Annotated in this window: 22 protein-coding genes; 10 read left to right on the forward strand and 12 right to left on the reverse strand. The window is 47.0% G+C overall.

The window, feature by feature from the left end; genetic code table 11:
• Positions 1–221 precede the first annotated feature (221 nt).
• Positions 222–734: a peroxiredoxin gene (locus BLR32_RS32675; RefSeq protein ID WP_245705582.1), complete on the reverse strand. Its 513-nt coding sequence runs from the start codon at positions 732–734 to the stop codon at positions 222–224.
• A 102-nt stretch (positions 735–836) separates the two neighbouring features.
• On the opposite strand from BLR32_RS32675, the gene pyrR reads away from it, so the two are divergent.
• The gene (pyrR, locus tag BLR32_RS32680) at positions 837–1,358 is read left to right on the forward strand and encodes a bifunctional pyr operon transcriptional regulator/uracil phosphoribosyltransferase PyrR (protein ID WP_089838718.1); all 522 of its coding nucleotides are present in this window, start codon (positions 837–839) and stop codon (positions 1,356–1,358) included.
• Between the two features lie 84 nt (positions 1,359–1,442).
• The gene (locus BLR32_RS32685) at positions 1,443–2,384 is read left to right on the forward strand and encodes an aspartate carbamoyltransferase catalytic subunit (RefSeq protein ID WP_089838720.1); all 942 of its coding nucleotides are present in this window, start codon (positions 1,443–1,445) and stop codon (positions 2,382–2,384) included.
• A 342-nt stretch (positions 2,385–2,726) separates the two neighbouring features.
• Here BLR32_RS32685 and BLR32_RS32690 read toward each other — a convergent pair whose 3' ends face one another.
• The 3 genes from BLR32_RS32690 to BLR32_RS32700 form a co-directional block, all read right to left on the reverse strand.
• Positions 2,727–6,170 (reverse strand): SusC/RagA family TonB-linked outer membrane protein, encoded by a 3,444-nt coding sequence (locus BLR32_RS32690; protein ID WP_089838722.1) that lies wholly within the window; start codon positions 6,168–6,170, stop codon positions 2,727–2,729.
• Between the two features lie 14 nt (positions 6,171–6,184).
• Complete coding sequence (locus tag BLR32_RS32695; RefSeq protein WP_089838724.1) at positions 6,185–7,198, reverse strand: FecR family protein; 1,014 nt, start codon at positions 7,196–7,198, stop codon at positions 6,185–6,187.
• 146 nt (positions 7,199–7,344) lie between these two features.
• Positions 7,345–7,884 (reverse strand): RNA polymerase sigma-70 factor, encoded by a 540-nt coding sequence (locus tag BLR32_RS32700; protein WP_089838726.1) that lies wholly within the window; start codon positions 7,882–7,884, stop codon positions 7,345–7,347.
• Positions 7,885–8,269: 385 nt separating this feature from the next.
• Between BLR32_RS32700 and BLR32_RS32705 the strand changes: the two genes are divergently transcribed.
• From BLR32_RS32705 to BLR32_RS32720, 5 genes are all read left to right on the forward strand, one after another.
• Positions 8,270–8,584 carry a peptidase associated/transthyretin-like domain-containing protein gene (locus BLR32_RS32705; protein ID WP_089838728.1) on the forward strand — a complete coding sequence of 105 codons (315 nt, stop codon included), beginning with the start codon at positions 8,270–8,272 and terminating at the stop codon, positions 8,582–8,584.
• A 542-nt stretch (positions 8,585–9,126) separates the two neighbouring features.
• Positions 9,127–9,456: a DMT family protein gene (locus BLR32_RS32710; protein ID WP_089838730.1), complete on the forward strand. Its 330-nt coding sequence runs from the start codon at positions 9,127–9,129 to the stop codon at positions 9,454–9,456.
• Positions 9,457–9,536: 80 nt separating this feature from the next.
• Positions 9,537–12,014 (forward strand): PIG-L family deacetylase, encoded by a 2,478-nt coding sequence (locus BLR32_RS32715; RefSeq protein ID WP_089838733.1) that lies wholly within the window; start codon positions 9,537–9,539, stop codon positions 12,012–12,014.
• Between the two features lie 9 nt (positions 12,015–12,023).
• Positions 12,024–12,185, forward strand: coding sequence for a hypothetical protein (locus tag BLR32_RS34215; RefSeq protein ID WP_176842517.1), 162 nt, complete (start codon positions 12,024–12,026; stop codon positions 12,183–12,185).
• A 134-nt stretch (positions 12,186–12,319) separates the two neighbouring features.
• Positions 12,320–14,029: a sodium:solute symporter family transporter gene (locus BLR32_RS32720; protein WP_089838735.1), complete on the forward strand. Its 1,710-nt coding sequence runs from the start codon at positions 12,320–12,322 to the stop codon at positions 14,027–14,029.
• A 126-nt stretch (positions 14,030–14,155) separates the two neighbouring features.
• Here BLR32_RS32720 and BLR32_RS32725 read toward each other — a convergent pair whose 3' ends face one another.
• The 4 genes from BLR32_RS32725 to BLR32_RS32745 form a co-directional block, all read right to left on the reverse strand.
• Positions 14,156–14,992: a DUF2911 domain-containing protein gene (locus BLR32_RS32725; RefSeq protein WP_089838737.1), complete on the reverse strand. Its 837-nt coding sequence runs from the start codon at positions 14,990–14,992 to the stop codon at positions 14,156–14,158.
• A 64-nt stretch (positions 14,993–15,056) separates the two neighbouring features.
• A complete protein-coding gene (locus tag BLR32_RS32730; protein ID WP_089838739.1) occupies positions 15,057–15,716 on the reverse strand; it encodes a response regulator transcription factor in 660 nt (219 codons plus the stop codon).
• A 139-nt stretch (positions 15,717–15,855) separates the two neighbouring features.
• The gene (locus tag BLR32_RS32735; RefSeq protein ID WP_089838741.1) at positions 15,856–16,659 is read right to left on the reverse strand and encodes a sensor histidine kinase; all 804 of its coding nucleotides are present in this window, start codon (positions 16,657–16,659) and stop codon (positions 15,856–15,858) included.
• A gap of 692 nt (positions 16,660–17,351) precedes the next feature.
• The gene (locus BLR32_RS32745; protein ID WP_089838746.1) at positions 17,352–17,762 is read right to left on the reverse strand and encodes a hypothetical protein; all 411 of its coding nucleotides are present in this window, start codon (positions 17,760–17,762) and stop codon (positions 17,352–17,354) included.
• A gap of 431 nt (positions 17,763–18,193) precedes the next feature.
• On the opposite strand from BLR32_RS32745, the gene BLR32_RS32750 reads away from it, so the two are divergent.
• Positions 18,194–19,060 carry a hypothetical protein gene (locus BLR32_RS32750; protein WP_089838747.1) on the forward strand — a complete coding sequence of 289 codons (867 nt, stop codon included), beginning with the start codon at positions 18,194–18,196 and terminating at the stop codon, positions 19,058–19,060.
• A gap of 136 nt (positions 19,061–19,196) precedes the next feature.
• Here BLR32_RS32750 and BLR32_RS32755 read toward each other — a convergent pair whose 3' ends face one another.
• The 3 genes from BLR32_RS32755 to BLR32_RS32765 form a co-directional block, all read right to left on the reverse strand.
• Positions 19,197–20,168: a phosphatidylinositol-specific phospholipase C gene (locus BLR32_RS32755; RefSeq protein WP_089838749.1), complete on the reverse strand. Its 972-nt coding sequence runs from the start codon at positions 20,166–20,168 to the stop codon at positions 19,197–19,199.
• 856 nt (positions 20,169–21,024) lie between these two features.
• Positions 21,025–21,921: a site-specific tyrosine recombinase XerD gene (gene xerD / locus BLR32_RS32760; protein WP_089838752.1), complete on the reverse strand. Its 897-nt coding sequence runs from the start codon at positions 21,919–21,921 to the stop codon at positions 21,025–21,027.
• Positions 21,922–22,009: 88 nt separating this feature from the next.
• Positions 22,010–22,429 carry a nucleoside-diphosphate kinase gene (locus BLR32_RS32765; RefSeq protein ID WP_089838755.1) on the reverse strand — a complete coding sequence of 140 codons (420 nt, stop codon included), beginning with the start codon at positions 22,427–22,429 and terminating at the stop codon, positions 22,010–22,012.
• A 161-nt stretch (positions 22,430–22,590) separates the two neighbouring features.
• On the opposite strand from BLR32_RS32765, the gene BLR32_RS32770 reads away from it, so the two are divergent.
• Both BLR32_RS32770 and BLR32_RS32775 read left to right on the forward strand, forming a co-directional pair.
• The gene (locus tag BLR32_RS32770; protein WP_089838758.1) at positions 22,591–23,595 is read left to right on the forward strand and encodes a DHH family phosphoesterase; all 1,005 of its coding nucleotides are present in this window, start codon (positions 22,591–22,593) and stop codon (positions 23,593–23,595) included.
• Positions 23,596–23,622: 27 nt separating this feature from the next.
• Positions 23,623–24,504 (forward strand): FKBP-type peptidyl-prolyl cis-trans isomerase, encoded by an 882-nt coding sequence (locus BLR32_RS32775; protein ID WP_089838760.1) that lies wholly within the window; start codon positions 23,623–23,625, stop codon positions 24,502–24,504.
• A 422-nt stretch (positions 24,505–24,926) separates the two neighbouring features.
• Here BLR32_RS32775 and cdaA read toward each other — a convergent pair whose 3' ends face one another.
• Positions 24,927–25,736: a diadenylate cyclase CdaA gene (cdaA, locus tag BLR32_RS32780; RefSeq protein ID WP_089838762.1), complete on the reverse strand. Its 810-nt coding sequence runs from the start codon at positions 25,734–25,736 to the stop codon at positions 24,927–24,929.
• Between the last annotated feature and the right edge of the window lie 23 nt (positions 25,737–25,759).

The raw sequence follows: 25,759 nt of genomic DNA on the forward strand, positions 1-25,759 counted from the left end.
GACTCCTGCCGGAGTCGATTGCCACAAATGATTCCATATTATCCTTGGACTAAAACCATAATAATTCCTGCCGGAGTCGATTGCCACGAATGATTCCATATTATCCTTGGACTAAAAACATAATAATTCCTGGCGGAGTCGATTGCCACGAATGATTCCATATTTATCCTCGGACTAAAAAAACAGTGACGCCTACGGACTGAGTTATAATTGTGTTACACTTAATGCATCTTCTCCAACGCCGTCAGCGCCTCTTTCACATGCCTCGGACCATCCTGGAGGTTATTAAACACATAGGTGATAACACCCTGTTTATCTACGATATACGTCACCCTGCCAGGTATGATAAATTTCTTAGGCACGCCGAATAACTTACGCACCTTATTCCCCGTATCTGCCAGCAATGTAAACGGCAGCTTATGATGGTTGGCAAAGCTTTTATGAGACGCCACATCATCTCCGCTGATGCCGATCACCTTTGCACCACGGCTGGTGAAATCTTCGTATGAATCCCGGAACGCGCAGGCCTCTTTGGTACAGGTGCCTGTTTCATCTTTCGGATAGAAATAGATCACAAGCGGCTGTTTGCCAAGCACACTGTTAATATCGAAAGTCTGACCATCCTGGTCCTTTAACTGAAAAGAAGGCACTTTATCGCCCGCTTTGAGCTGGGCATCGGCATTACCAAATAGAAACATAAAAGTAAGTGTGAGTATGGTGGATAGCTTTTTCATTCGTTTACGTTGTGATAAATGTACGGCGTAAATAGAAAATAGCAGGGAAACTTTTCTTACCCGCTATTAATCATTATTTTTGGCGCTTTAAATCCACATAATTTGAAGACCATATTGAATGGTACGCAAGTGGCCATAACCGTAGACAGGCTTTGTCACCAGTTGATTGAAAATCACCTGGATTTCTCAAAGAGTGTGCTGATAGGCTTACAGCCGAGAGGGATCTACCTGTCCGACCGTATCTATCACACCCTGCAAAAATTACTGCCCGGAGTACATATCAACTACGGAAAACTGGACATCACCTTCTACAGGGATGACTTCAATACCGAGTTGCATGTACCTAACGAAACAACCATTAATTTCTCCCTGGAAAATAAGAAAGTGATCCTGGTGGATGACGTATTGTATACAGGCCGTACTACCCGTTCGGCGCTGGCTGCAATGCTGGATTTTGGTCGTCCTTCTGTGGTAGAATTACTGGTGTTGATAGATCGCCGTTTTACCCGTCACCTGCCCATCCAGGCAGATTATACGGGCCGTACCGTCGATGCTATCAGCTCCGAGAAAGTGAAGGTACGCTGGGCAGAGCGTGATGGTAAAGACGAGGTCATCCTTGAATAAGCAGTACTGTTGGATGCGCGGATTGTCCGCATCCGGATTTTGATTTTGGGATTTGTAGTCAGGTCATTTATATTTGCATCTTAAATGTCATTATCAGTAAATCATCTTCTCGGGATACGCGGTCTGCAGCGTCAGGACATAGAGCTTATTTTTCAAACAGCTGATGAGTTCAAAGCGGTTCTGCAAAGACCGATCAAAAAGGTTCCTTCTCTCAGGGATACTACCATCGTTAATTTATTCTTCGAAAATTCAACGCGTACACGCATTTCATTTGAGCTGGCTGAAAAGAGGCTGGGAGCAGATGTAGTGAATTTCTCTGCATCAGGTTCCTCTGTCTCCAAAGGTGAAACGCTTATTGATACGGTCAACAATATCCTGTCCATGAAAGTGGATATGGTGGTAATGAGACACTCCGCCAGCGGAGCGCCTCACTTCCTCTCCAGACATATTGATGTACCGATCGTGAATGCGGGAGATGGTATCAACGAACACCCTACACAGGCATTACTGGATGCTTTTTCCATCAGGGAAAAACTGGGTAGTGTAACTGGTAAGAAGATCGCTATCTGTGGCGACATAATGCATTCCAGGGTGGCTCTTTCCAATATCTACTGCCTGCGGCAGCTGGGAGCGGAAGTGACCGTAGTAGGTCCTCCCACACTGATTCCAAAACATATGGAAGCTGCGTTGGGAGTAAACGTAAGTTACAACATCCGAGAAGCGCTGCAATGGTGCGACGTAGCAAACGTGCTGCGTATACAGCTGGAAAGACAGAACACGCCTTTGTTCTCATCCCTCCGGGAATATTCCCTGGCATACGGAGTGAACAGGCAGCTGCTGGACAGCCTGCAAAAAGAGATCGTGATCATGCACCCTGGTCCTATCAACCGCGGTGTAGAACTCAGCTCTGACGTAGCAGATTCCGGACATTCCATCATCCTGAACCAGGTAGAGAATGGCGTGGCGGTTCGTATGGCGGTGTTATACCTGCTGTCTGGAAGGAAAGCCGGTAAAGTAGTAGAGTAATCACACAACTAAAAAATAAGCGGGTGAAGGGTTTTGCTACCTTTCACCTTTTTTTATGCCCTGAAATGCAGGTGATACCTTATGGGTATCATTCGCATTAATCGGCTCCGTAGGTGCCGTGTGTTTGTAGCGCAGGGTGACAACCCCGGGGCGGCATAATGTGATCATTCGCGCCAATAGACCCCGGTAGGGGGCTTATTGTTTGTAGCGCGGGGTTCAACCCCGGGAACGATAACCGATAACCCCGATAACCCGATAACCCATAATCCCGATATCCAATAACCCCGTAATCCATCGGTAACCTGTGATACGCCTATGAACTGGTGACTCACGGTATCCCTCCTAAAAATTCGCATTCAACCCCATCGTAAACGACCGGAAGAACGGATACTGATAACCAATACTACTCGCCTGTTCCGGATCATAATACCGGATCTTCATCTTATTCACCTCCCAGAGATCCTGGCCGGAGAAATAAACCCGCAGACTATTGATCAGCGGACGATTCTTGTCAAAGTGGAAAGTATAACCGATCTGGAGATTCTTTAAACGGATATAAGACGCATTCATCACCCAGAAAGACGATGGCAGCAGGTTCTGATTATACCCGGCATACAGTCGCGGGAAAGCTGCATCCGGATTATTCGGTGACCAGTGATCACTGTGTATCAGCCAGGGCTGCTGCCAGCCATCAACGAATGGCATGCCGTACTTTGCCGGCACCAGTACCTTCCTGGCCCCGATTCCCTGGAAGAAAACAGAGAAGTCGAAACCCTTACAGGAAAATCCTGCATCGAAGCCATAAGAATATCTCGGTTGTGAGCTGCCCAGGTATACCAGATCCCCGTGATCGTTGGTAGTGTGACTGCCGCCACTGATAACGCCGTCCCTATTGACATCCTGGTAGCGGATATCACCGGGAGCAGTAGTAGCACCCTGGTAAGCATGACCTGCCACTTCCGCCTCATTCTGGAAATATCCGGTAGCCTTGTAACCCACGATGGCATTATAAGGCAGTCCTACAAGTCCGCGGTTGTTCCCATTCAGCCAGGCGGTATTACCGCTGGCATCTAATATCTTATTCTGATCGTCAAACAGGTTTGCATTCACCCAATAGCTGAAAGGTCCGCGGTTATCGCGCCAGCCCAGGTTCAGTTCCCATCCCCAGGAGCGCAGCTCCGCGGTATAGAAGGTTGGCGATAGCCAGTCCACCTGCGGATAGGTCTGTGTAGCGATCTGCATATGGGAATTGTGCTTCACAAAATAGTCTGCATTGATATTCAGCCGGCCTTTGAAGAAGGTCAGGTCCAGGCCAGCATTGGCGGTAGAAACGGTTTCCCAGTTATTATTCCCGGGGATGTAGCGGTCATTCTCATCGTAAGTCATGATCGGGTATGCCGTCGGGTGTAATATCTGATCGCGGTAGTTGAAATCATTGAGTCCGCTGCGCCAGTTGAAGTTGCCCAGCATCCCCCAGGAGGCGCGTAGCTTGAATTCATCAAAGAAGGGGAATGCAGACGCAAACCATTTCTCGTTATTCAGTCGCCAGCCAGCAGAGAAGGAGGGGAACAGATGTTTCCTGTTGATCTCCGGTTGTTGGGTCGTATTGTAAGTCAGCGCTGCCGCTATCAGGTTTGCCTCCAGCAGGTAGCGGTCCTTGAAATTATAGTTGATACGCGTAAAGATGGATGATAGTCCGCCTGCACCTTTAAAGTGCAGGGTATTGGCCTTGAGCGGATCATTGAATGAAAGCTGCGACAGCTCATTATTTGTTACACCCGTAGCGGTCATGATCCGTTGATGCTGGTAATGACTTTCATAGGCATAACCGCCCAGTATATGCACCGTATTCTTCTTTCCTGCAGGAAGGTCATAGTCTGCCAGCAACTGTAAACTGTGCTGTACTTCCATCAGGTAGCCTCTTTTCAGGGAATTAGGATCATTGACACTATTGATAAAACCACTGCCATCATAGAAGTTGACAGTACGTTTACCAAGTCCGTCGTGACTGGTGGTCAACTGAGGACTATACACCGCTTTTAAGGTAAGCCCTTTGTACAGGTTTTCCGCTTTCAGGCTGAATACAGCATCCGCGTAGGAGCTGCGCTCATCCCGTTTGCCGGCGCCTTTCAGTAACGCAATGCTGTTATAACCTGCGGTATACTGATTGGTGCCTGGTACGTAAACGGGTACATTGCCTGGCGCCTGGTATAAGAAGTTCAGCAGGCCATAGTTCCCATCCACCCGCCATCCGGGAGAGAGGGTATTGCTGTTGGCGTACTGCAGACTGGTTTCCAGGCTCAGTACGTCGCTGAAGCGGTTGTTGGCATTGAATTGTACGTTGGTTCTGGACGTCTTATCCGGACCGGTATTGAATAACCCCTGCCGGGAGAATTGTCCGAGGGAAAGCAGGTACTGATGTTCTGCACTGCCGCCTTTGGCGGTAATGGTAAAGGTGGACGTAGTGCTGTTATTACGGGTGACGTTGTCCAGCGGATCAAAATCATCGTAATAATTATAGTTCCCGCTGCCGTCCAGTTTTGGTAGATAATTAATGTTCGGGTCCCGCATCAGGGAAATCTCCTGTGCCGTCCATACAGGCTGCAGACCTGCATTTTGCGCCGCTTCATTCTGTAAGGAAGCTGCTTGCCAGGAGCGCATCCGCTTAGGCAATGCAATCGGCTTTTCTATACCAAACAGGCTGTTATATTCCACGGAGATCTTGCCAGGCTTCCCTCTTTTGGTGGTGACCAGCACTACACCACCTGCTGCCAGCGGGCCATAGATAGATGCAGCGGCGGCATCTTTCAGCACAGAGATGGATTCAATATCATTGGGATTGAGTAAGGTAATGGAACCGGGCGCTCCATCAACCAGTACAAGCGGTTCGCTATAGTTGCCGGAGGAGAGTCCCCTGATCTGGAGATTGAAGCCTTCTTTACCGGGTTGGCCGTTGTTGCGGGTCACCAGCAAACCCGGAGCCGTACCCTGTAATGCTGCCATCACATTGGTAACAGGTCGGCTTTTTAAGCGGCGGCCTTCCACTTTTGTGATGGAGCCGGTGATGTTTGCTTTGTTATGGATACCATAACCGATGATCACGAGGTCGTTTAATGTTTTGGTATCGCTTTGGAGGATGATCTCCAGGTTTTTTCTGTCTCTCAGGGCAATTTCCCGGGTCTCATAACCGATAAGGGAGAATTGCAATACTGCCTGTCCGTTGGCTACCGGTATGCGGAAGCGGCCGCTCTCAGTGGTGCTGGCGCCATTGTGTGTGTCTCTTTCACGTATGGAAACCCCTGCCAATGGTCTTTCTCCGTCGGTAACCAGACCTGTAACAACAAACTGTTCCAGTTCTTTGTCGGCCGGCCGTTTAACGATACCTGGTGTGGCAGGCGCCTGATCTTCCGGGTACACGATGATCTGTTTATTGCGGATCTCGAAGGCATATCTGCTGCCTGCAAATATCTGGCGGAGAACGGAGGTAAGTGGCTGACGTTGTGCCTGTATGGATACGGAGCGGGCATTGTCCAGCAGGGTAGAGGAGATAGCAAAGGTGAGACCTGTCTGTTTTTCGATCAGGCGTATCACCTGCCGAAGATTAGCACGGTATACCTTCAAGGTTACCTTGATGGTATCTCCGTCCTGAAAATCGGTATAGGGGATAGGACTATTGGTTGCTCGGGAAGAATGTGCAAACGACAAGCCTATACATACCCAAAATAGTAGTATGCACCAGCGCTTATAGTAAGCCGCCTTACGGAGTGCCTGTATCGTAAACTGCATTTTCCTCCGTACGACTAATAAATTTCTACCAGGCTATCTTTTTGTATGGCCTTTACCTGCAAAGTTTTGGACAGAATGTCCAGTACCTCAGAGAGAGATTCTTTATGGAAAGTAGCGAGCAGTTTCTTGTCTGCCAGACCTTCTCCCTTCAGAACAATATCTACCTTGTAGTAATCTCCCAGTACTTCAGCCACCTCAGAGAGAGGAGCGTCCACAAAGGTCAGGTGACCTGTTTTCCAGGCGATAGGATTATTGTTCTGGTGGAGACGGGTACTGATGGTAGTACCGGCCAGCAGCATTTCTGCTTCTTCACCAGGAGTAAGGATCACTGATTTTTTACCGTTTTTATAGACCGCCTTCACTTTTCCTGTCTGTACGAAGACCTTCACTCCCTGTTTGGTCTCTTTCACGTCGAAAGAGGTTCCCAGTACTTCTACATCCACATTCTTCAGATGAACGGAGAAGGGTTTTTCCGGCATGTGTTTTACATCTACGAATACTTCACCCTGTTGTACAAACACTTCCCTGTTGCTTCCCTGGAAACGGCGGGGGTATTTTACACTGGTGTGGGCATTCAGATAGAGGCGTGTGCCGTCGGGCAGCAGGAGGCTATCTGTATTCTGAGCGGTTTGCTGGGCGATATATGAAGGCTGGCGGAACAGGGTTACCGCTATTACCACTACAGCAGCAGCGGCGGCAGCAGCCCACCAGTAACGGGTGATAATTGGCTTAATACGGCCTTTTTCTTCAGCAGGAGCTGCGGGGGCCGGTTGGGGTTGGGCAGTAATGGTAACAGGAGCGACGTTGGCAGCAGTAAGCTGTACATCCAGTAGTTGCCATTGCTGAGAGATATTATAAGATGCGGCTGCAGGCAATACATCTCCCTGCCACAACGCTTTCGTTTCCAGGAAGATATCCAGATTGGCAGCATCCAGCTGCAACCATTCATCCAGTGAACGTTTGTGCTCCTCATTCCCTGGTTCCTCCAGGTAGCGGATAACGACATCGATATCAGGTTGCTGTTTCATCTCTTAGTATTAATACAATCAAAAATAGCCTTACCATTAGTTCATTTCTAAAAAAAACCTCGTGAGGGGAGACCTGTCTTTATTGTCGGTGCTATATAATAATATATATAGAAGGTAAACAGATAATATAAGGTCTTTGTTCCTCCTTACTGCTGATTCAGCAGTCCCAGCCTGATCTTTTTCAATGCAGTGGTAAGGTGCGTATAAACTGTGTTGATGGAAATATTCAGTTGTTGGGAAATTTCTGTGGGTGACAATCCCTTGAACCGGCTCATTTCAAATACCCGGCGGCATTGTTCCGGCAATTTCTCAAGGATGGATAAGTATTGGGCTTCGAGCTCTTTGTGTTCCAGTAACAGATGTTCGACTGTGGATTCCGTAGAGGTAAGCTGTTGTTCCTTAGTATATTGCTGTTGTCTTTGGGCCTTCTTTATCCGGTTAAGACAGGTATTCACCGTAGCCCTTGCCAGATAGTGCTGGATGGGGGCGCGTTCGTCCAGGTTGTCTGCTGTGCGCCATAGGTTCAGAAATACGTCCTGCACAATATCCTGTGCCTCGTCCTGGTCACGCAGGTATCGCAGGGCGATGCTGAACATAGCGGATGAAAACTGATTGAAAATGATCTCAAATACATTTTTATCCCTGTTCCGGACCCCATTAACTATATCTGTATTGTTGAGCGGCATCCTGTAACTAATCTTTTCTATTCTTTTATGTAATTGCTATTGCAACGGACTAAAGTCGGCTATCAAAAACAGAACGTAGCAAAATTAGTTTATTCTCGCAATTAAACAGCCAATTGACTGACCCATAGGCTCCTGAACCGGATATTTCGTATTTATAAAAAATTAAATCCGCCATAGTAGCCGGTTTTCAGTGAAATTCCCCAAATGCTAAAAAAAAGACAACTTTTTTTTCAAAAGGACTAATGGTGAGGTTAAAATTGGTTGTATTGTATATGTAGACAGTGAACAAAGCGGCACTTTGCAGGCGCCTGCTAATCAAGTGCGGTTTTAATAAAAGTTTTTTATAACCATTTCGATTATTGTAAAAAACCTAAAACCAATTTGTATGAAAACGACAACGTTTGGGCTGTCGGCTCTTGTTGCGCTGGTAGTTGGAGCTTTTGCTTTTACCACCTTTGATGGAGGAACCATCAGCGGCAAGATCACACCGGCAGACGGGGCATCAGAAGTATGGGCTATTTCAGGAATGGATACCCTGAAAGCTCCCATCACAGACGGCGCATTTTCAGTACAGTCCGCAAAAGCGGGCTCCTATACCGTGATAATCGACGCTAAAGATCCTTATAAAGACGCCACCCTCAAAGACGTAAAAGTCGAAGACGGCAAAACAACAGACCTGGGGGAAATAAAGCTGGACTAATGAAATTACCGCTTTAGCGTTTAAACTTACAACTCCTAAGCATGATAGGAAAGTTGAGACCTGTAACAACCGGCCGGCTCTTTTGGGCCGGTTTATTTTTTTCAGCAATGCTGTGTGAACAGAGGCCTGAGACAATCCATTTTGTTCCAGGGAACACTCCGGACCTATAGACACGCGGCTCCTCAGGGGGCCTGAGACAATCCATTTTGCTCCAGGAGTTGCGCCCGGGGTTCCAAACAAACGGCTCCTCAGGGGCCGATCGAAGCGAATGATCACGTTATGTCGCCCGGGGTATCACCTAATGGGCTGTTAGGGTTGGCTGAAATATAATCGTTCATCAGATTTTCAGTCTGTTCGGAAACGGATCTTTCGGTAATATGAGCAACCCCCGTCGTACCTGAAGCCGATTTTCTATTTCTCCCTCACTATATCTTACTAAGCTGATAGACGATAGTGACGATAATTCCAGCAATGCTTGCCTGCTAATGGAATTATTTTAGATCTATCGTCTATCTTTATGCCCTTTTTGAGACTTTAACAACATGCGCACCATCATTCTTTTATTGATTTCCAACACCTTCATGACATTTGCCTGGTACGGCCATTTAAAATATGAAAACGTACCACTATGGAAAGTGATCCTGATCAGCTGGGGTATCGCCTTCTTTGAATACTGCTTCATGGTGCCTGCCAACCGTTTCGGCGCCCAGGAGGGCTTCTCTGGCTTCCAGCTCAAAACCATCCAGGAGGTCATCACGCTGACTGTTTTCGCTGTCTTTGCCATCTTTGTATTAAAGGAACCGCTCCGCTGGAACTATCTCATCTCCTTTTTATTCATTCTCGGCGCCGTCTATTTCATGTTTAAGAAGTGATATCTTTCACCTTTTATCACATTTTCTTTTACGGCTATATTTAATCACTATTTTTGGCCACTGTTTAATAAACAAGAGCAATGGTCAAAGGATTGTTTTTAACACTTAGTTTAGGATTGTTAGCCGCTACCACATGGGCTCAGCGCTCACCGGTCGTAAATGCGGCAGACATCAGATTACAGTTCAGGAAACTGGATACGCTTGGTAGCGTTTTATATATCGCCGCTCATCCTGATGATGAGAACACCCGTTTACTGGGATACCTGGCAAAAGAGAAATTATACCGTACCGGGTACCTGTCCCTCACCAGGGGGGACGGCGGACAAAACCTGGTAGGGGATGAGCAGGGTGAATTACTGGGCCTTATCCGTACCCAGGAACTGCTGGCCGCCCGTCGTATAGATGGGGCAGAACAATTCTTCACCCGCGCACTGGACTTCGGCTTCTCGAAAAATCCTGCAGAAACATTTACCATCTGGGATAAGGAAAAGATCCTGGGAGATGTGGTATGGATGATCCGCAAGTTCCAGCCCGACGTGATTGTATGCCGCTTCCCACCCGACAGCCGTGCAGGTCACGGGCATCATACCGCCTCCGCTATGCTGGCAGAAGAAGCCTTCGAAGCTGCAGCCGATCCAAAACGTTTCCCCGAGCAGCTGAAAGTACTGGCTCCCTGGCAAGCCCACCGCATCATGTGGAATACCTTTAACTGGGGTGGTCAGGTTGACAATTCTGCCGGAAATCTCTTTGAACTGAACGTGGGCACCTTCAACTATCTGCTGGGTCGCGGATATGGCGAAATTGCCGCAGAAAGCCGTTCCCAGCACAAAAGCCAGGGATTTGGCGTACCTGCGTCAAGAGGTAGCTCTTTAGAATATTTCAGTCCTGTAAAGGGAGATAAACCGGTACGCAGCTTACTGGACGGTGTAAATACCACCTGGACCCGCGTACAAGGCGGTAAACCAATCGGTGAGATGATCGATAAAGCCCAGGCAGCCTATAATATGGAAGATCCTGCAGCTTCGGTACCGGCCCTGCTGGAAATCCGCAAAGCTATCCAGGCACTGCCGGAAGGTTACTGGCGTACACAGAAACTGAAGGAAACAGAAGACCTGATCATGGCCTGTGCTGGTCTCTGGATGGAAGCCTACAGCAATACACAGGTAGTGGTGCCCGGCCAGCCGATGGAAGGAAACGTACAACTGCTGTGCAACAGCCATACTAACGTGACGGTAGACCAGATCAGCTTCGACGGCAAGGATACTACATTGAACAAGTTGCCGCTGGAGTATAACCGTTTACGTACCATCACAGAATCACTGACCTTACCCGCCTCCCTGCCTGTGTCCCAGCCTTACTGGCTACAGTCGCCACACCCGATCGGGATCTACACCATCAAAGATCCTATGCAGGTAGGTTACCCGGAAAATAAACCTTCACTGGAGGCAGTGATTAAGCTCCGTATCAATGGAGAACCGCTGACTGTTACCAGACCCGTACAATATAAATTTACTGATCCTGTAAAGGGAGAATTATATGAACCGCTGGTAGTGGCTCCGCCGGTAGTGGCGATGCTACATACCAATGTTTTCATCTTTACACAAACGCAGCCGCAACCCGTACAGGTGAAACTGCGGGCTATGGGCCAGAAGATGAAAGGAACCGTACGTCTGCAGCTGCCGGCAGGTTTTACCAGCCAGGAGGCAGAACAGCCTTTCGAACTGTCGTCCAAAGGAGATGAAACTGTCGTAACCTTCAATATCGTTCCGCAGAAAGTGGCCGGTATTAACCGTACTGACACCCTGCGTGTGGAAGTGCGCAGCGAGGGTAAGCTGTATACCCAAAGCCTGCACACCATCGCATATGATCATATTCCGGAAATCAACATCTTCCCCGAAGCTTTTGCGAAACTGGTGACTGTTGACCTGAAGCACAATGGTCGTAAGCTGGGATACATCCCCGGTGCAGGCGATATGGTGGCGGCTTCCCTGCGACAGGTAGGTTACGAAGTGACCCTGCTGGACGAAAAAGAGATCATGAACGGCAACCTGCAACAGTATGATGCCATCATTGCCGGCGTAAGGGCATATAACGTTAATCCACGTATTAAATACTGGCAGCCACGCCTGATGGACTATGTGAAGAACGGCGGTACTTATCTGGTACAATACAACGTCAGCTCTCCACTGGTAATAACTGATATGGGACCTTATCCCTTCACGCTGACCCGTGATCGTGTAACTGATGAAACAGCAGCTGTGACGATGTTAACGCCTCAGAGTGAGATCATGCATTATCCTAATAACATCACTGATCATGATTTTGATGGATGGATACAGGAGAGAGGACTTTACTTCACCCAGATGGCTGATCCGGCATATGAGAAACTGTTTGCCATGCACGATAAGGGAGAGGAAGCCTTGCAGGGTTCTACACTGGTGGCGAAATACGGCAAAGGCAGATATGTCTACACTTCACTGGCATTCTTCAGAGAATTGCCCGCAGGTGTGCCCGGTGCTTACCGCCTGTTTGTGAATCTTATTTCAACGAAGAAATAAACCCATCCAATGAGCAATAAAAGGCAAAACGGATCGCGGCTCACTATAACGGCCGTGCTCTGTATAATCGTAGGACTGGTGATCGGTTTTGAGATCAAAAGAGTGCATATAGGACTGCTGATAGGTCTTGGACTGGGATTACTGAGCGGAAACATGTTGCGAAAAAGATAAAGGAAGTAAAAATAATCTGTTATGACAGAAGAAAGACCACCATTACTACCACATTGGTGGATGTGGTACGTATTTGTAATTGTCTGGCTGGCATTACTGATAGCAGGCTTTTATTTGTTCACTAAAGTATTTTCATGAGCGCAGCTGATTGGATTGTACTGGTGGTTACACTGGTAGGGATCATCTTGTATGGTGTCTGGAAAAGTCGCGGTCAGCGCGACATGCAGGGATATTTCCTGGACAACCAGTCCATGCCCTGGTACATCGTATTGTTATCTATTATCGGCACGCAGGCAAGTGCGGTGACCTTCCTGTCTGCTCCCGGTCAGGCCTATACCGACGGGATGCGTTTTGTACAATATTACTTCGGATTACCCCTGGCGATGGTGGTGCTCTGTATCACCTTTGTGCCCATCTTTCATAAACTGAAAGTATATACGGCGTATGAATACCTGGAGCAGCGCTTTGACCTGAAAACCCGGACCCTTACCTCAGGACTCTTCCTTTTACAAAGGGCGCTGTCAACAGGTATCAGCATCTATGCGCCTTCTATTATCCTGTCTTCTCTGATGGGGTGGAATATCTATCTGACGAACATCATCATGGGGGGCCTGCTGATCATCTATACCGTATCAGGAGGCACCAGGGCGGTGAGTTATACGCAGACATTCCAGCTGGTGATCATCTTTTCCGCCATGTTCCTGGCAGGCTGGATGGTTGTGCATTTGCTGCCGGAGAATGTCGGCTTCATAGATGCTTTGCAGGTATCGGGCAAAATGAATAAGCTGAATGTCATCGTTACAGATTTCGACTGGAAGGACCGGTATAACATCTGGAGTGGCCTGATAGGAGGGTTCTTCCTGGCGCTGTCTTACTTTGGTACGGATCAGTCGCAGGTAGGCCGTTACCTGACTGCCCGTTCTGTGACCGAAAGTCGTCTGGGCCTGCTGATGAACGGACTGGTGAAGGTACCCATGCAGTTCCTGATACTATTGATCGGGGCATTGGTATTTGTGTTTTATCTCTATTTCAGAGCGCCGGTATTCTTCAATGAAGCCCAGATAAAAAAGGTCTACAAGTCAGAGCAGGGCACCGCTTTTAAGGCGGTAGAGAGTGAATATAACCGGCTGGCGACTGTAAAACAGGCGCAGGTGGCAGAAATGGCAGCTGCTATAAAAAAGGGAGATGAAGCAGCTATTGCCAGCGGTAAGGCTGCATTGCAAAAGACAGAAAGTGCAGCTGAGGAGACTCGTACAAAAGCCATTGGCCTGATTAAAAAAGCAGATCCTGCAGCGGATACAAACGATACGAATTACATCTTCCTGCATTTTGTTGTTAATAATTTGCCGAAGGGATTAGTAGGACTGCTCATTGCCATTATCTTCCTGGCAGCCTGGGGTAGTATTGCCGCAGCACTGAACTCACTGGCATCCACGACGGTGATTGATATTTACCAGCGTATGTATAAAAAGGAGGAAACCGACGGGCACTATCTGCAGGTATCCCGCTGGTGGACGGTTGCATGGGGTTTATTCTGTATAGTGGTAGCGCAATTTGCCAGTCAGCTGGGTAGCCTGATAGAGGCAGTGAACATCCTGGGATCACTGTTTTACGGTGTTATCCTGGGCATCTTCCTCGTGGCATTCTATTGCAAAAGAATAGGGGGGACTGCTACATTCTGGGCCGCTGTTGTCTCCGAACTGGGCGTGATAGTGATATACCTCTGGAACATTGTATCCTTCCTCTGGCTGAATGCCATCGGCTGTTTCCTGGTGATTGGTATTGCAGCCATCTTTCAGTTGATCATGGGCGACGAAAATAAACGATTAGAGAAGACTGCATAATATTTACTGGACCTGAAAAGGGCTTATCAAAAACAAAATGAGCTGTACGACGCAAGTGGTACAGCTCATTTCAGTTTACGGAAACAAATAACGTTCACGCATATAGATGTAATAGCAGTAAGGCTCTTACAGAGAAGCAATAATCTTCTGATTGATGGCTACGTAGTCATCGTTCTTAGCAGTTTTTGCCAGTTCGATCGCTTTTTCAGCAGAAGCTTTTGCACCTTTTTTGTCGCCTGCTTTAGCCTGGATACGGGCTTTCAGCGTAGCGATCCAGAAAGCGGTCGGATTTTCCTTGATAGCTTCCTCTACCCATGTCAGCGCCTGTTTCAGGTCGCGGTTTGTTTCATAGTAGTAAGAAGCCGCCTGGAAATAAGGTTTTTTATCACCTTTCATAGCAGCATCCAGCTGTGCCATCACTTTGCTGTCTACATCAGCTTTCAGCGGAACAGAGATGATGGTTTTATCCCAGATCAGCAGCATGTTGGCTTCATTGGAACTGATATCATCAAAAGTGATCATGAAGTTTTCAACGGCAAAAGGCAGTTCATTGGAAGGCACTTTTACGCGAACTACATCATTTTCAGGTTTGTAAGCAGCAGGGCTGGTTACATCCAGGCTTTTGGTGAGGATCACTGTCCATTCAGACTGGCCGGGGATGGTCAGCAGGCCGTATTTACCAGCTTTCACTGCGGTGCCACCAAAGGTGATGTCGTCGCCGAAAGTGATGGTAGTAGCGCCGTTGGCACCGGTTCTCCATACTTTACCATAAGGAACGAGATCGCCCATGATGGTCCTGCCTTTCATAGCAGGGCGGGAATAGTTTACCTCAACAAATGATAATGCAAATTCCTGGTGAATGGTCTGTCCGGGGCTTGGAGCTGGCGTTTTTACCTGCGCAAATGATAACTGTGCGCTGAGCAGCAGAGAGCCGGCAGCCAGGTAACGAAATAAAGGTTTCATAATTGACTGGTGGTTTAATTTGCTGCAAATATGAGTCTTCTTTATCATTCTGGCAACCCACTTATCATTCAATCAATCCGTTTCTGAAAGCGTGCATTACCAGGCCAACAATATTCTTGGCGCCGGTCTTTTCCAGCAGTTTCTGGCGCAGGCCTTCAACAGTACGAGGACTCAGGAATATTTCCTTGGAGATCTCCTGGGTCGTATATTCGTTACAGATAAGACGGAGTACTTCCAGCTCACGATCAGTAAGCTGTACTTCATTGCGGAAAGTAGGTTTGAAGTGTTGCTTGTTCTTGTGCATCACCTTTTTGAGGAGGGCGAGGTTTACGTTCTCATTGAAGTAAAAGCCCTTTTCGTAGGTGGTGCAGATGGCTTCGTATATTTCTCCTGGTTCGGCGTTTTTGAGCAGGTAAGCGTTGGCGCCGTTTTCGATAAGGTGTACGATAAAGTTGTCGTCTTCATACATGGTAAGTACGATCACTTTTACGTCAGCATATTTTTCCCGCACCTTTTTGGTTGCCTCAATACCATCCATATTGGGCATTTTCAGGTCCATCAGTATAACGTCAGGCTGTTGCTCTTCCATTATCTGCAGCAGGTGCGCCCCATCTTCAGCTTCAAACACAACACTTATATTCTCGTATGGGGTGAGGGTATTAATAACGCCACTACGGAAGATCTTATGATCGTCGGCAATGGCTACCTTAATGTTGTTCACCATAGGGGGAGGCTGTTTAAATATTTTATTAGATTGTCCCTTTGCTTTACAGCACAATAATGCTCACCATGACGGGAGGTTAGTCCTCCAGGCCATAGGATATATCGACTGCTCAGCAAGGACAAAGCTAGAAAAATTCGGCTTATTCCTCAGGTCTTTGAAAATTTTCCACTCTTATTTCCGCATTTGTACCACCATTTTCGCCCGGCAGGTATCGGATACTACCGCCGATAACGTTCAGCCGGCTCTCAATATTCTTCAATCCAAGGCTACCGGTTTTCTGGCGTGAATCGTCCAGGGAACGCAGCAGTAGTCCGTTACCGTTGTCAGTTACGTTGATCTGCAATAAGTTAGGGGTACTTCTGTAAGTAATTGCTATCTGGGTGGCCTGGGCGTGCTTCAGGATGTTGTTGATCAGTTCCTGTACAACACGGTAGATGTTCAGGGCTTTTTCAAATTCCACGTCTTGTTGTCCGCCTTCATCTTTAAACAGGATCTTCACCTGTTTGTTTTTATTCATCAGACTGCAGAAAGAATCGAGTGCTTTGGATAGTCCGAGGTTTTCAAGTGCCTGGGGATGCAGGCTTTGAGAGATGAAGCGGAGATGCTGTATGATCGTATCTGTAAAATCTTTGGTTTCCTTTAACTGCTCTGTTTCTCCATTACCGTTCTTCAATAAAGGTTGTAGTTGGTTTAGATTGAGTTTCAGTACGGATAACTGCGCCCCCACTTCATCATGGAGGTCTTCCGCAATACGTTTGCGTTCCTGTTCCTGTCCCTGGAGGATGGCCATCAGCCGTTCTTTCTGTAATTGCAGATCTTTATCACGGATGGCAAGTTTGTGTTGTATTACCTGCTTCTGCTGGAAGATCACCAGTACTACTACCAGGATACTAAGCAACAACATGACTGATGTCCCAATGATTAATATTTCTGAGAACCTCATGTGTGGCTCTTTTTTACTTTTAAAACACCAATAAATAATAGGATCAACTGGATGATGCCGGCGCCGAATGTTATTGCAAATGTCCACAACCCAGAATCACCTTTTATCGTAAAACTTAACTTTAATATATTATAGGCAAGCGAGAAAAGAAAGAAACCAGAATGAAAAACGAAAATGCCGGAATTATACCAGAAATCAGGGAGTGAGTTGATAAAAACAGACTTTCTCACCAGGTCTTCGTCCCGGATTAATTGCCAGAAAAAGATAGTACAATAGATCATTAGGATAAAAGTCTGCGCTGATATCGCATAAGAATTGAAGACGTTGGGTCCCTCCAGTTTCGTATAGTCAAGGATGATGAATGCTAATACAGGGAATAGCATTCCCATGATAATGTTGCGCACCGTCTTGTATTTAATGACTTCCCGAAAATAAAAGGATAGGATTACAAATGCCACGAAATACATCGTGTTATAGAACCACAGATTATTTCCCCATATTTGAGCGATTAGCTTCGATCCGGCTGCAAAAATGATACTGCAGATCAGGAAATAAAAAATCCACTTGCCACTTTTTCCAAGCTTCCCGAAGTGAATGATAAAGGGGATCAAAAGCAAGCATTCGATCCCCCACATGATGTAAAACAAAATCAGATGAATGTACACTTAGTTTGGGTTTAATAGATGAACCACTCACGGACAATTTGCTGGGCATGGCAGGCCGTTATCCAGTGCACCACCTTCGTCGTCGTCTGCGCCTTTAGCAGCAGAGGAAGCTGAGAATGAATTTACATCTGTGGTTTCTTTTTTCTTCTTGTAAAGAATGTTCTGCCCCTTTGGATCAACAGCGTAAATGACCATTTTCCTGTCATCTATTCCGTCGCCATCTGTATCATTACCGTAGTAGATACGTAATCCGGTAATGTCTTCCTGACAGTTAAGAAGCTCCAATATTTTTTCTTTTCCGAAGAAGTAAGCCTGGATGAAATCATCATGTCCATGCTTTTTTCTTTTCTTCTTCATGTGATTGTCCCTTAAGCGTTCGGCTTCCTTCTTGGAGACAAAGGCGCCGGCGTCTGGGGGGAAATGTTTAGGTATCTCCATAATTGTGCTGTGGTTTTTAAGTTGGTGGTAAAATTATTATAAATAATCACTTGGCAAAACATATACGTATATAACATCTTTGTACCACGTAGTGTTCTGATAATATATTAATACATTGACTATTAATTGATTAAGTCGTTTTTGTCCATTTTATACGCCTAACACTAACGTAGTGAACCACGAAAAATGCGTAGAACTACGTATTCTGTGCAAACAGTACTTTAACGCTTGTCTGACGTCAATAACTTAACAATCTTTGCATTGTGAGTTAAGGGGGCAAATCTTTATCTCACACAAGCATAGAAAAATGGGCCTTTCTACCCATGTTTGTTCTTCCTTTACTAGACAATGCAGAGAAAAAAAAGCGGCTACCCATATCGGCCAGAATGTGGTTAAGTGTGTTAACCCCTTTTTTTTAAAACTTTAAAGCTATGTGTTACCTGTTAATTGGAAACATTTCTGCATTGATCTCGGATGATTGTACAGAACCTTTGGTAGATGCATTTTTACGTGTTTATTTACCAGATGGGCGTCACCCCATAGGAGCCTACCCCAAAAGAGACATTTTTAGTGGTCCCGGTCAGCTTACAGCGGGACAGGTCGAAGCAAAGCAGGATCGCTTACTTGCTGAGACCAGGTTGGATGAGAAGGGGAATTTTACGCTGACCTGGGAACAATTACATTTATTTACGGAGCCACTTGAATTTGATATTTGTTTGCGTCATATGCCTGAACAGGCAAACTTCAGAGGGATGGAATCCCATTATAATCTGGGGATGATGGCGCCAAACTGGAAACGTTCAGGACAACAATACGTTGCGGCTTATGCATACATCTTGCCAGTTGAAAGCTGGCGTCAGATAAGGGCCAATTATGGTACCTGGGTAATCGCAGGAACAGTAAGGCGGTTACATGCCAGAGAGGGACAAGCACAATTAAAAGTAGAAGCGTACAATGCCGGAAACCATCGCTTATTGGGATGTGCGCGTACCGATGAAAAAGGTCGGTATCAGCTCCGGTTCAGCAGAAAACAACTGACCAGCAGATTGATGCTGGGCGGTAATCGCCGGAACCCGGAAGGACCGGATATTTATTTTAAGGTGTACCGGAATAAACAGCTACTATGGGAGGAAGAAGCCCAGGTAGCTACAATGCCGGAACGAAAAGGAGTGAGTCCCTGCAGTATGATTAACATCATTATGCAGGTTCCTGCACTCAAAAAGGCATCAGGCCATGTACCCGGTTGGTGGAACAACTGGGCCGTACTAGGACGAAAATTCTCACTGGTAAGTCATTAAAGAGATAAGGTACTATTTAACCTATATTCCGGTACTACATGCCCTCAATATTAAGTTTGGTGACCCACATACACACACATTCAGTAAAAAACAGCTACCCCTTTTCCAGTTCCCAGGGTAGCTGTTTTTTTATGCCCTAAAAGTTCGTATTGGCAATCAGGGATGCCCTGTCAGCATTAACAAAATCCATCGGAATAATACCAAATCTACCATGCGTATTGGTGGTAAAGTAGGTATTGAGCCTTGGGTTAATGTTGCCGGATACCGTTGTAATGCTTGGTATACCGAAGATCAGTGATTTGTAACCACTTGTGAAGTTGATGTACAGTGTGTTGTTGCTCTGTGTGCTCGCTTCGGTGAACAGTGCATTGATGTTGTTCCACTTTGCATTGTTGTCAGGCACGACGTATTGGTCCTGGATCTTCAGACTGGCATTGCTGTTGTTGATAGTAAAAACAGTGTTGTCAGCCCAGGCAGTAGCATCGATACCTTTAGGCGTAGCGGTAGCGCCAAATCTTCTCAGTAATACGATCTTTCCTCTTACCTGACCCAGTGTAGGGATAGTAGCACCTAAAGACCAGAAGCTGGAATACTGTTGTACATAGGAGTCAAAAGTCTGCTCAAAGGTCCTGGTGTTGTCAGTAGCATCATACTCTTCCTTCACGCTCATAACAATGGTTTCACCCGGATGGCTGGTCAGGAAGCCGGTGCAGGCCAGTAACACATCGTTAAAGTTCATGTTCTGATAGATAGAACCATGGTGAATGGCAAAGGCGTTGCCAATGTGGCGGCAACGGATGTCCAGGAAACGGACACCTGCTTCCAGCTGGGCAGCGATAGTCAGGTCCTGGCATTTGGCGGTACCTGATACCGGTTCAACGCGGGCACCACTGTCATGTGTACCCGGAATGGACAGGGAAGCAATGCTGCTGTTGTCGGGAAGGCTGGTCATCCAGCTGTTCATCGCCACGGCTGCTGCCTGAGCTGTAACGGCTACAGCATTGTCTGCTTTCAGGGCCGGTGCTACAGCGTCCTCTTTCGAACAGCCGGAGAAAAATACGCCAGTCAGCAGGATGCCTGCAAGAGGCATGAAACGTTGTGTCTTCATCGGTGTAGGTTTAGGTTTATAAGGGTTTATAAGGTATCTGTTTACAGGTTTTCGTCATACGGGTCAATACTTCCTGCACACTTATATGACACTCAGGATAACGGGTATAACTATTGGAAAAAAGGAGTTAACAATACGGTAATAATCGGAGGCAGATCTTCCGAAAGGATAGGGCCCTCAGTATAACAACCTTCATAAGGTGGTTATGCTGAGGGCTTTTTTTATGGCTGTTTTCGGGTGCTTCAGGCATCCGAATTTCGCTTCTAACAGTGTCTTTTCCTTATGGTTATCCAATAATAAACCATTCTCGATCCATATATAAGCCATATATAACCCATATTTCTATAAATATGGGTTATATATGGGTCATATATGGCTTATATATGGGTTATATATGGGTTATCTCACCGAACAGGCTATGGTAAAAGCTTTACAAGGACTGTTTAAAATAGTTATTTTGTTAATTGTTGGTAATAAAGATAGTCCGTATTAGAGGTGGATGTTATAAGATGGGGTTGGGATGGATTTTGGATGGATTTGGGTCGTTCCGTTGATTGGATGCTTGTGGTTGGGGGCGGTGGAATTTTTGTTCCCGGGGTTATCACCCCGGGCTACAAACAATAAGACCCCTGACGGGGTCAAATGGCCTGGGATAACCAACGTATATCCGAAATAATTGGGGAGAAAGCTGATTTGTTAACTCGCTGCATTCAGCTCCGTCAGGAGCGTGCGTGTTTGTAGCCCCGGGTGATAACCCGGGGAATGGCGTTAACCGGGGAATGGCGTTAACCGGGGAATGGCGTTAACCGGGGAGCAGCAACACACCGGAATGTGCGATATTAGCCGGATATGGAAATTAGAACCGGGGGTGAAACCGTTGCAAGGTATCCCTCAAAAATTCCCTATCCAGATGTGTATAGATCTCCGTAGTAGTAATACTCTCATGTCCCAGCATTTCCTGTACAGCGCGGAGGTCGGCGCCGCCTTCTACGAGGTGGGTGGCAAAGGAGTGGCGGAAGGTATGGGGTGACACCTGTTTCTCAATCCCCGCAGCAGCAGTAAGGTCTTTAATCACGAGGAAGATCATCACCCTGGTTAATGCGCTGCCCCGGCGGTTCAGGAAAAGGATATCTTCCTGTCCCTTTTTGACGGGTACATGTACCCGTATCTCGTCTTTGTAGATATTGATATACTTGATGGCATCGGGACCGATAGGCACCAGGCGTTCCTTGTCGCCTTTACCGACCACACGGATGAAACCTGCGTCAAAATGTAACTGGGAGATCTTCAGGCTGATTACTTCGCTGACGCGCAGGCCACAGCTATACATAGTTTCCAGGATAGCCCGGTTGCGTTGTCCTTCCGGGGTACCGGCCTTTACCTGTGCAATGATCTGCTCTATTTCATCAAAGCTGAGCACATCAGGTAGTTGCCGGCGTGTTTTAGGCGCTTCAATGAGCAGGGTAGGGTCCTGGCGGATGATATCTTCCAGCAGCAGATAGCGGTAGAATGCCTTGATACCGGAAATGATCCTGGCCTGGGAGGTAGCACTCATACCCAGGCTGGCAATCCACTGCACACAGGCCTGTAGTTCAGACAGTGTTACCTGGTCGGGGGGCAGTTGTAAGCCGACCGATTGCAGGTATTGCACCAGCTTCTCTACATCGCGGATATAGGCCTCAATAGAATTGGCAGACAGGGATCGCTCCAGCTGGAGATAAGCTTTAAATCCTTTCAGGTATATGTCCCACATGGACGGCAATTTACACAAAAAGGCCCTCCCATAGCAATGGGAAGGCCTCTTATATCATTCACCGGCAATCGGTAGGCCGGTAGTTCAATTAGAATTTTTCCAGACCGGAGAAGAAGAAGTTGCCTTCGATCTCTGCGTTCTCGTCGGAGTCAGAACCGTGAACAGCGTTACGGCCTACAGACTCAGCGTACTGTTTGCGGATAGTACCTTCTTCTGCATTGGCAGGGTTGGTAGCGCCGATCAGTTTACGGAAGTCTTCCACAGCATTAGCTTTCTCCAGGATAGCTGCCACGATGTGACCGCTGCTCATGAATTCTACCAGTTCGCCGTAGAAAGGCCTTTCCTTATGCACAGCATAAAATTCACCTGCTTTCTCAGAAGAGAGCCTGGTCATTTTCATTGCCACGATACGGAAACCGGCAGCGTTAATTTTCGCCAGAATACCACCAATATGCCCATTTTCAACGGCATCCGGCTTAATCATTGTAAAAGTTCTGTTGTTAGCCATATATTTAGATTCCTAATTAACTAATTTTGCGCGCAAATGTAACCAGAATTTGTTTAGTGATGAAAAAAAAGAGAACTTCGCACTTCATTTTTTGGCAAAAAAACAGTTATATTTTATTGTTCATATAAAAGCAGGCATGCCTGTATACTTAAAGGTTAAGAATGAAGAGGATAGAGGAAATTAAGCCCTTGCTGGAAACCCCTAAAAGAGTGGTAATAACAATGCATCAGAAACCAGATGCAGACGCAATGGGCTCATCACTGGCCTTATACCATTATCTCAGACAGAAAGGTCATGATGTAACCGTTATTTCCCCTACTAATTTCCCGGATTTCCTGATATGGATGCCTGGTGCAAAGGAAGTAATTGATTTTGAATCCATGCAGGAGAAGGCGATGAAAGCGCTGGAAGGTATCAACCTGCTGTTTTGCCTGGACTTCAACGCGCTGTACCGCACAAAGAGTATGGAGCCATACCTGACACAGCTGGCCTGCACAAAGATCCTGGTAGACCATCACCTGGAACCACAACCTGTTTTTGATTATGGTATCAGCGACACCACTGCGGCATCCACTGCCCAGCTGATATACGAGATCATCTACAAACTGGGAGATGAGGCACTGATTAATGAAGACATGGCCCAGTGCATTTATGCGGGTACCATGACTGACACAGGTTCTTTCCGTTTTACTTCTACATCCGCAAGAGTACACCGTATGGTGGCCGATCTGTTTGACCGCGGTCTTAAACATGAGATCATCCACTCTGCGATCTATGACAATTTCCTGGAAAACCGCCTGCGCTTCCTGGGCCACAGCCTGCTGAACCGCATGGAGGTATACTATGAATATAATACTGCCATGATGGCTATACCGTATACGGACCTGAAGCGTTTTGACCTGCAGACCGGCGATACAGAGGGAGTGGTGAACTTCCTGCTGTCTATCCAGGGTATCAAGCTGGCAGCGCTGATCATAGACCGTCATGCGGAAATAAAACTATCTTTCCGTTCCAAAGGTGATTTTGATGTGAACACGTTCGCCAGGAAATATTTCGACGGCGGCGGTCATTTCCACGCAGCCGGCGGCCATAGCTCCGAGACACTTGAAAAAACCGTGCAACATTTTATTGAAGCCATTAAAGAGAACGAAGAACAGTTACAATAAGTTATTCAATCCTACTAATACAGTCAAATGAGAAAGAACAAACAGTTGTTAGTTGCAGCATTAGGCCTCTTCCTGGCCAGCTGCGGTGCCGGTGGCACTAAAAAGACACCCGGTGGCGTAGATTTCGTTGTTCATAAGTCAGGTACTGGTGCGCAGCTGAAGCTGGGTGACACTGTACTGCTGAACATCATCCAAAGTCTGAATGATTCCGTACTCGTTGAATCCCGCAAGATGGCCGGAGGTCCCGTACCTTTCGTTATCTCTAAATCCGTTAACAAGTACGATCTGATGGACGGTCTGGCTATGCTGAAAGAAGGTGATAGCGCTACTTTCTCTATTCCTATCGATAGCCTGCCTGAGCCTCATCCACCATTCGGTAAAAAAGGTGACAAGCTGAACGTGACTTTCATCGTAGTAGGTAAATATGCTGCTGCTGAGCAGAAAGCAAAAGATGAAAAGACCATCAAAGAATACATGGATAAAAACAAGATCACCGCAACCCCAACTCCGGAAGGCGTATATGTAGCCGTTAAGGAAGAAGGTACCGGTGCTCAGCCTAAAGTAGGTGATACTGTGTATGTACACTATACCGGTAAACTGCTGGATGGTAAAGTATTTGATTCCAGCCTGGATTCTACACTGAGACCAGGTATGAAGATCGAGCCTATCAAATTCCCTATCGGTCGCGGTTTCGTGATCAAAGGTTGGGATGCTGGTATCGCTGCACTGAAAAAAGGCAGCAAGGCAACCCTGATCATTCCTTCTACTTTAGCTTACGGTTTACAGGGTAGTCCTCCTGCAATCCCAGGTAACTCCGTACTGGCATTCGATGTTCAGCTGGTAGATGTTAAAGCTGGCGCTCCTGAAGCACCTGCTGCTCCTGCTGCACTGCAGCCTGGTAAGAAATAATCAGCATTTGTTGATATAAAAAACGGCCGCTCGTATGAGCGGCCGTTTTTGTTTTATGTGTTATTAATCAACATTACAAATACAGGGAATTGAAACCCGCAATCCCCGGGGGAATCGTCCCGTGGTACAAACATTCCCGGGTTATCACCCCGCGGTACAAACATTCCGGGGGGATCGTCCCGCGGTACAAACATTCCCGGGGTTTATCACCCCGCGCTACAAACATTCCGGGGGGATCGTCCAGCGGTACAAACATTCCCGGGGTTTATCACCCCGCGCTACAAACATTCCGGGGGGATCGTCCTGCGGTACAAACATTCCCGGGGTTTATCACCCCGCGCTACAAACATCCCGGGGTTATCACCCCGCGCTACAAACACTGGGACTCCTAGCGGAGTCCTATTATGTTTTGCTGTATACCCTCAATATCCATCAACCATCACTTCGTACATCTTCACCTTCAGCTCTTCCAGTGAGATATCCTGTACCAGGTTGCCATCCTCGGCATAAGAGATAGTTCCTCGTTCTTCTGAAACCACGATAGCCAGGTTGTCGCTGTGCTCTGTGATCCCTACGGCAGAACGGTGACGTAAACCGATGCGGGTAGGCAGATTAGGATTCTCTGATACAGGCAGGATCACCTTAGCCGCCAGTATTTTGTTGCCGACAATGATCAGGGCGCCATCGTGCAGGGGACTTCCTTTGCAGAAGATGCTTTCCAGCAGTTTGGCGTTGATGTTACTGTCGATCGCGATACTGGAAGCAGTGTCAAACTTCACACGATAAGTATTGGCAATCACGATCAGTGCTCCTGTGCGGGTGCCGGCCATGCGGGCAACCGCAGTGATCACTTCGTTGATGATATTTTCTTCTTCCTTATAACTCTTGAACTTATCAGGGAGGAACAGTTTGGTGAAAAAACTGTCTTTACTCAACGGCGCTTTCTTTCCCAGTACCAGCAGGAATTTCCTGATCTCGGGCTGGAAAATGATGATGATAGCGATCAGTCCGACATTGATGAAACTCTGTAACAGCGTGGAAAGTATCGGCATCTGCAGGCGTTGCACCACAAAGTAAGCCAGGTATATGATTAAGAGTCCTACGAAGATATTGAAGGCCAGGCTACCTTTCAACAGGCGGTACAATTGCACTACCAGGAAGATCACGATCGCCAGGTCCAGTATGTTCAACCAGTGGAAACGATAACCGTAAAAGCTAAATAAGTTCTCCATAGATCGTAAAAATAGCGAATATT

Origin of the sequence: Chitinophaga filiformis, from assembly GCF_900102545.1 — a bacterium.
In the GTDB taxonomy this organism is placed as follows: domain Bacteria; phylum Bacteroidota; class Bacteroidia; order Chitinophagales; family Chitinophagaceae; genus Chitinophaga; species Chitinophaga filiformis.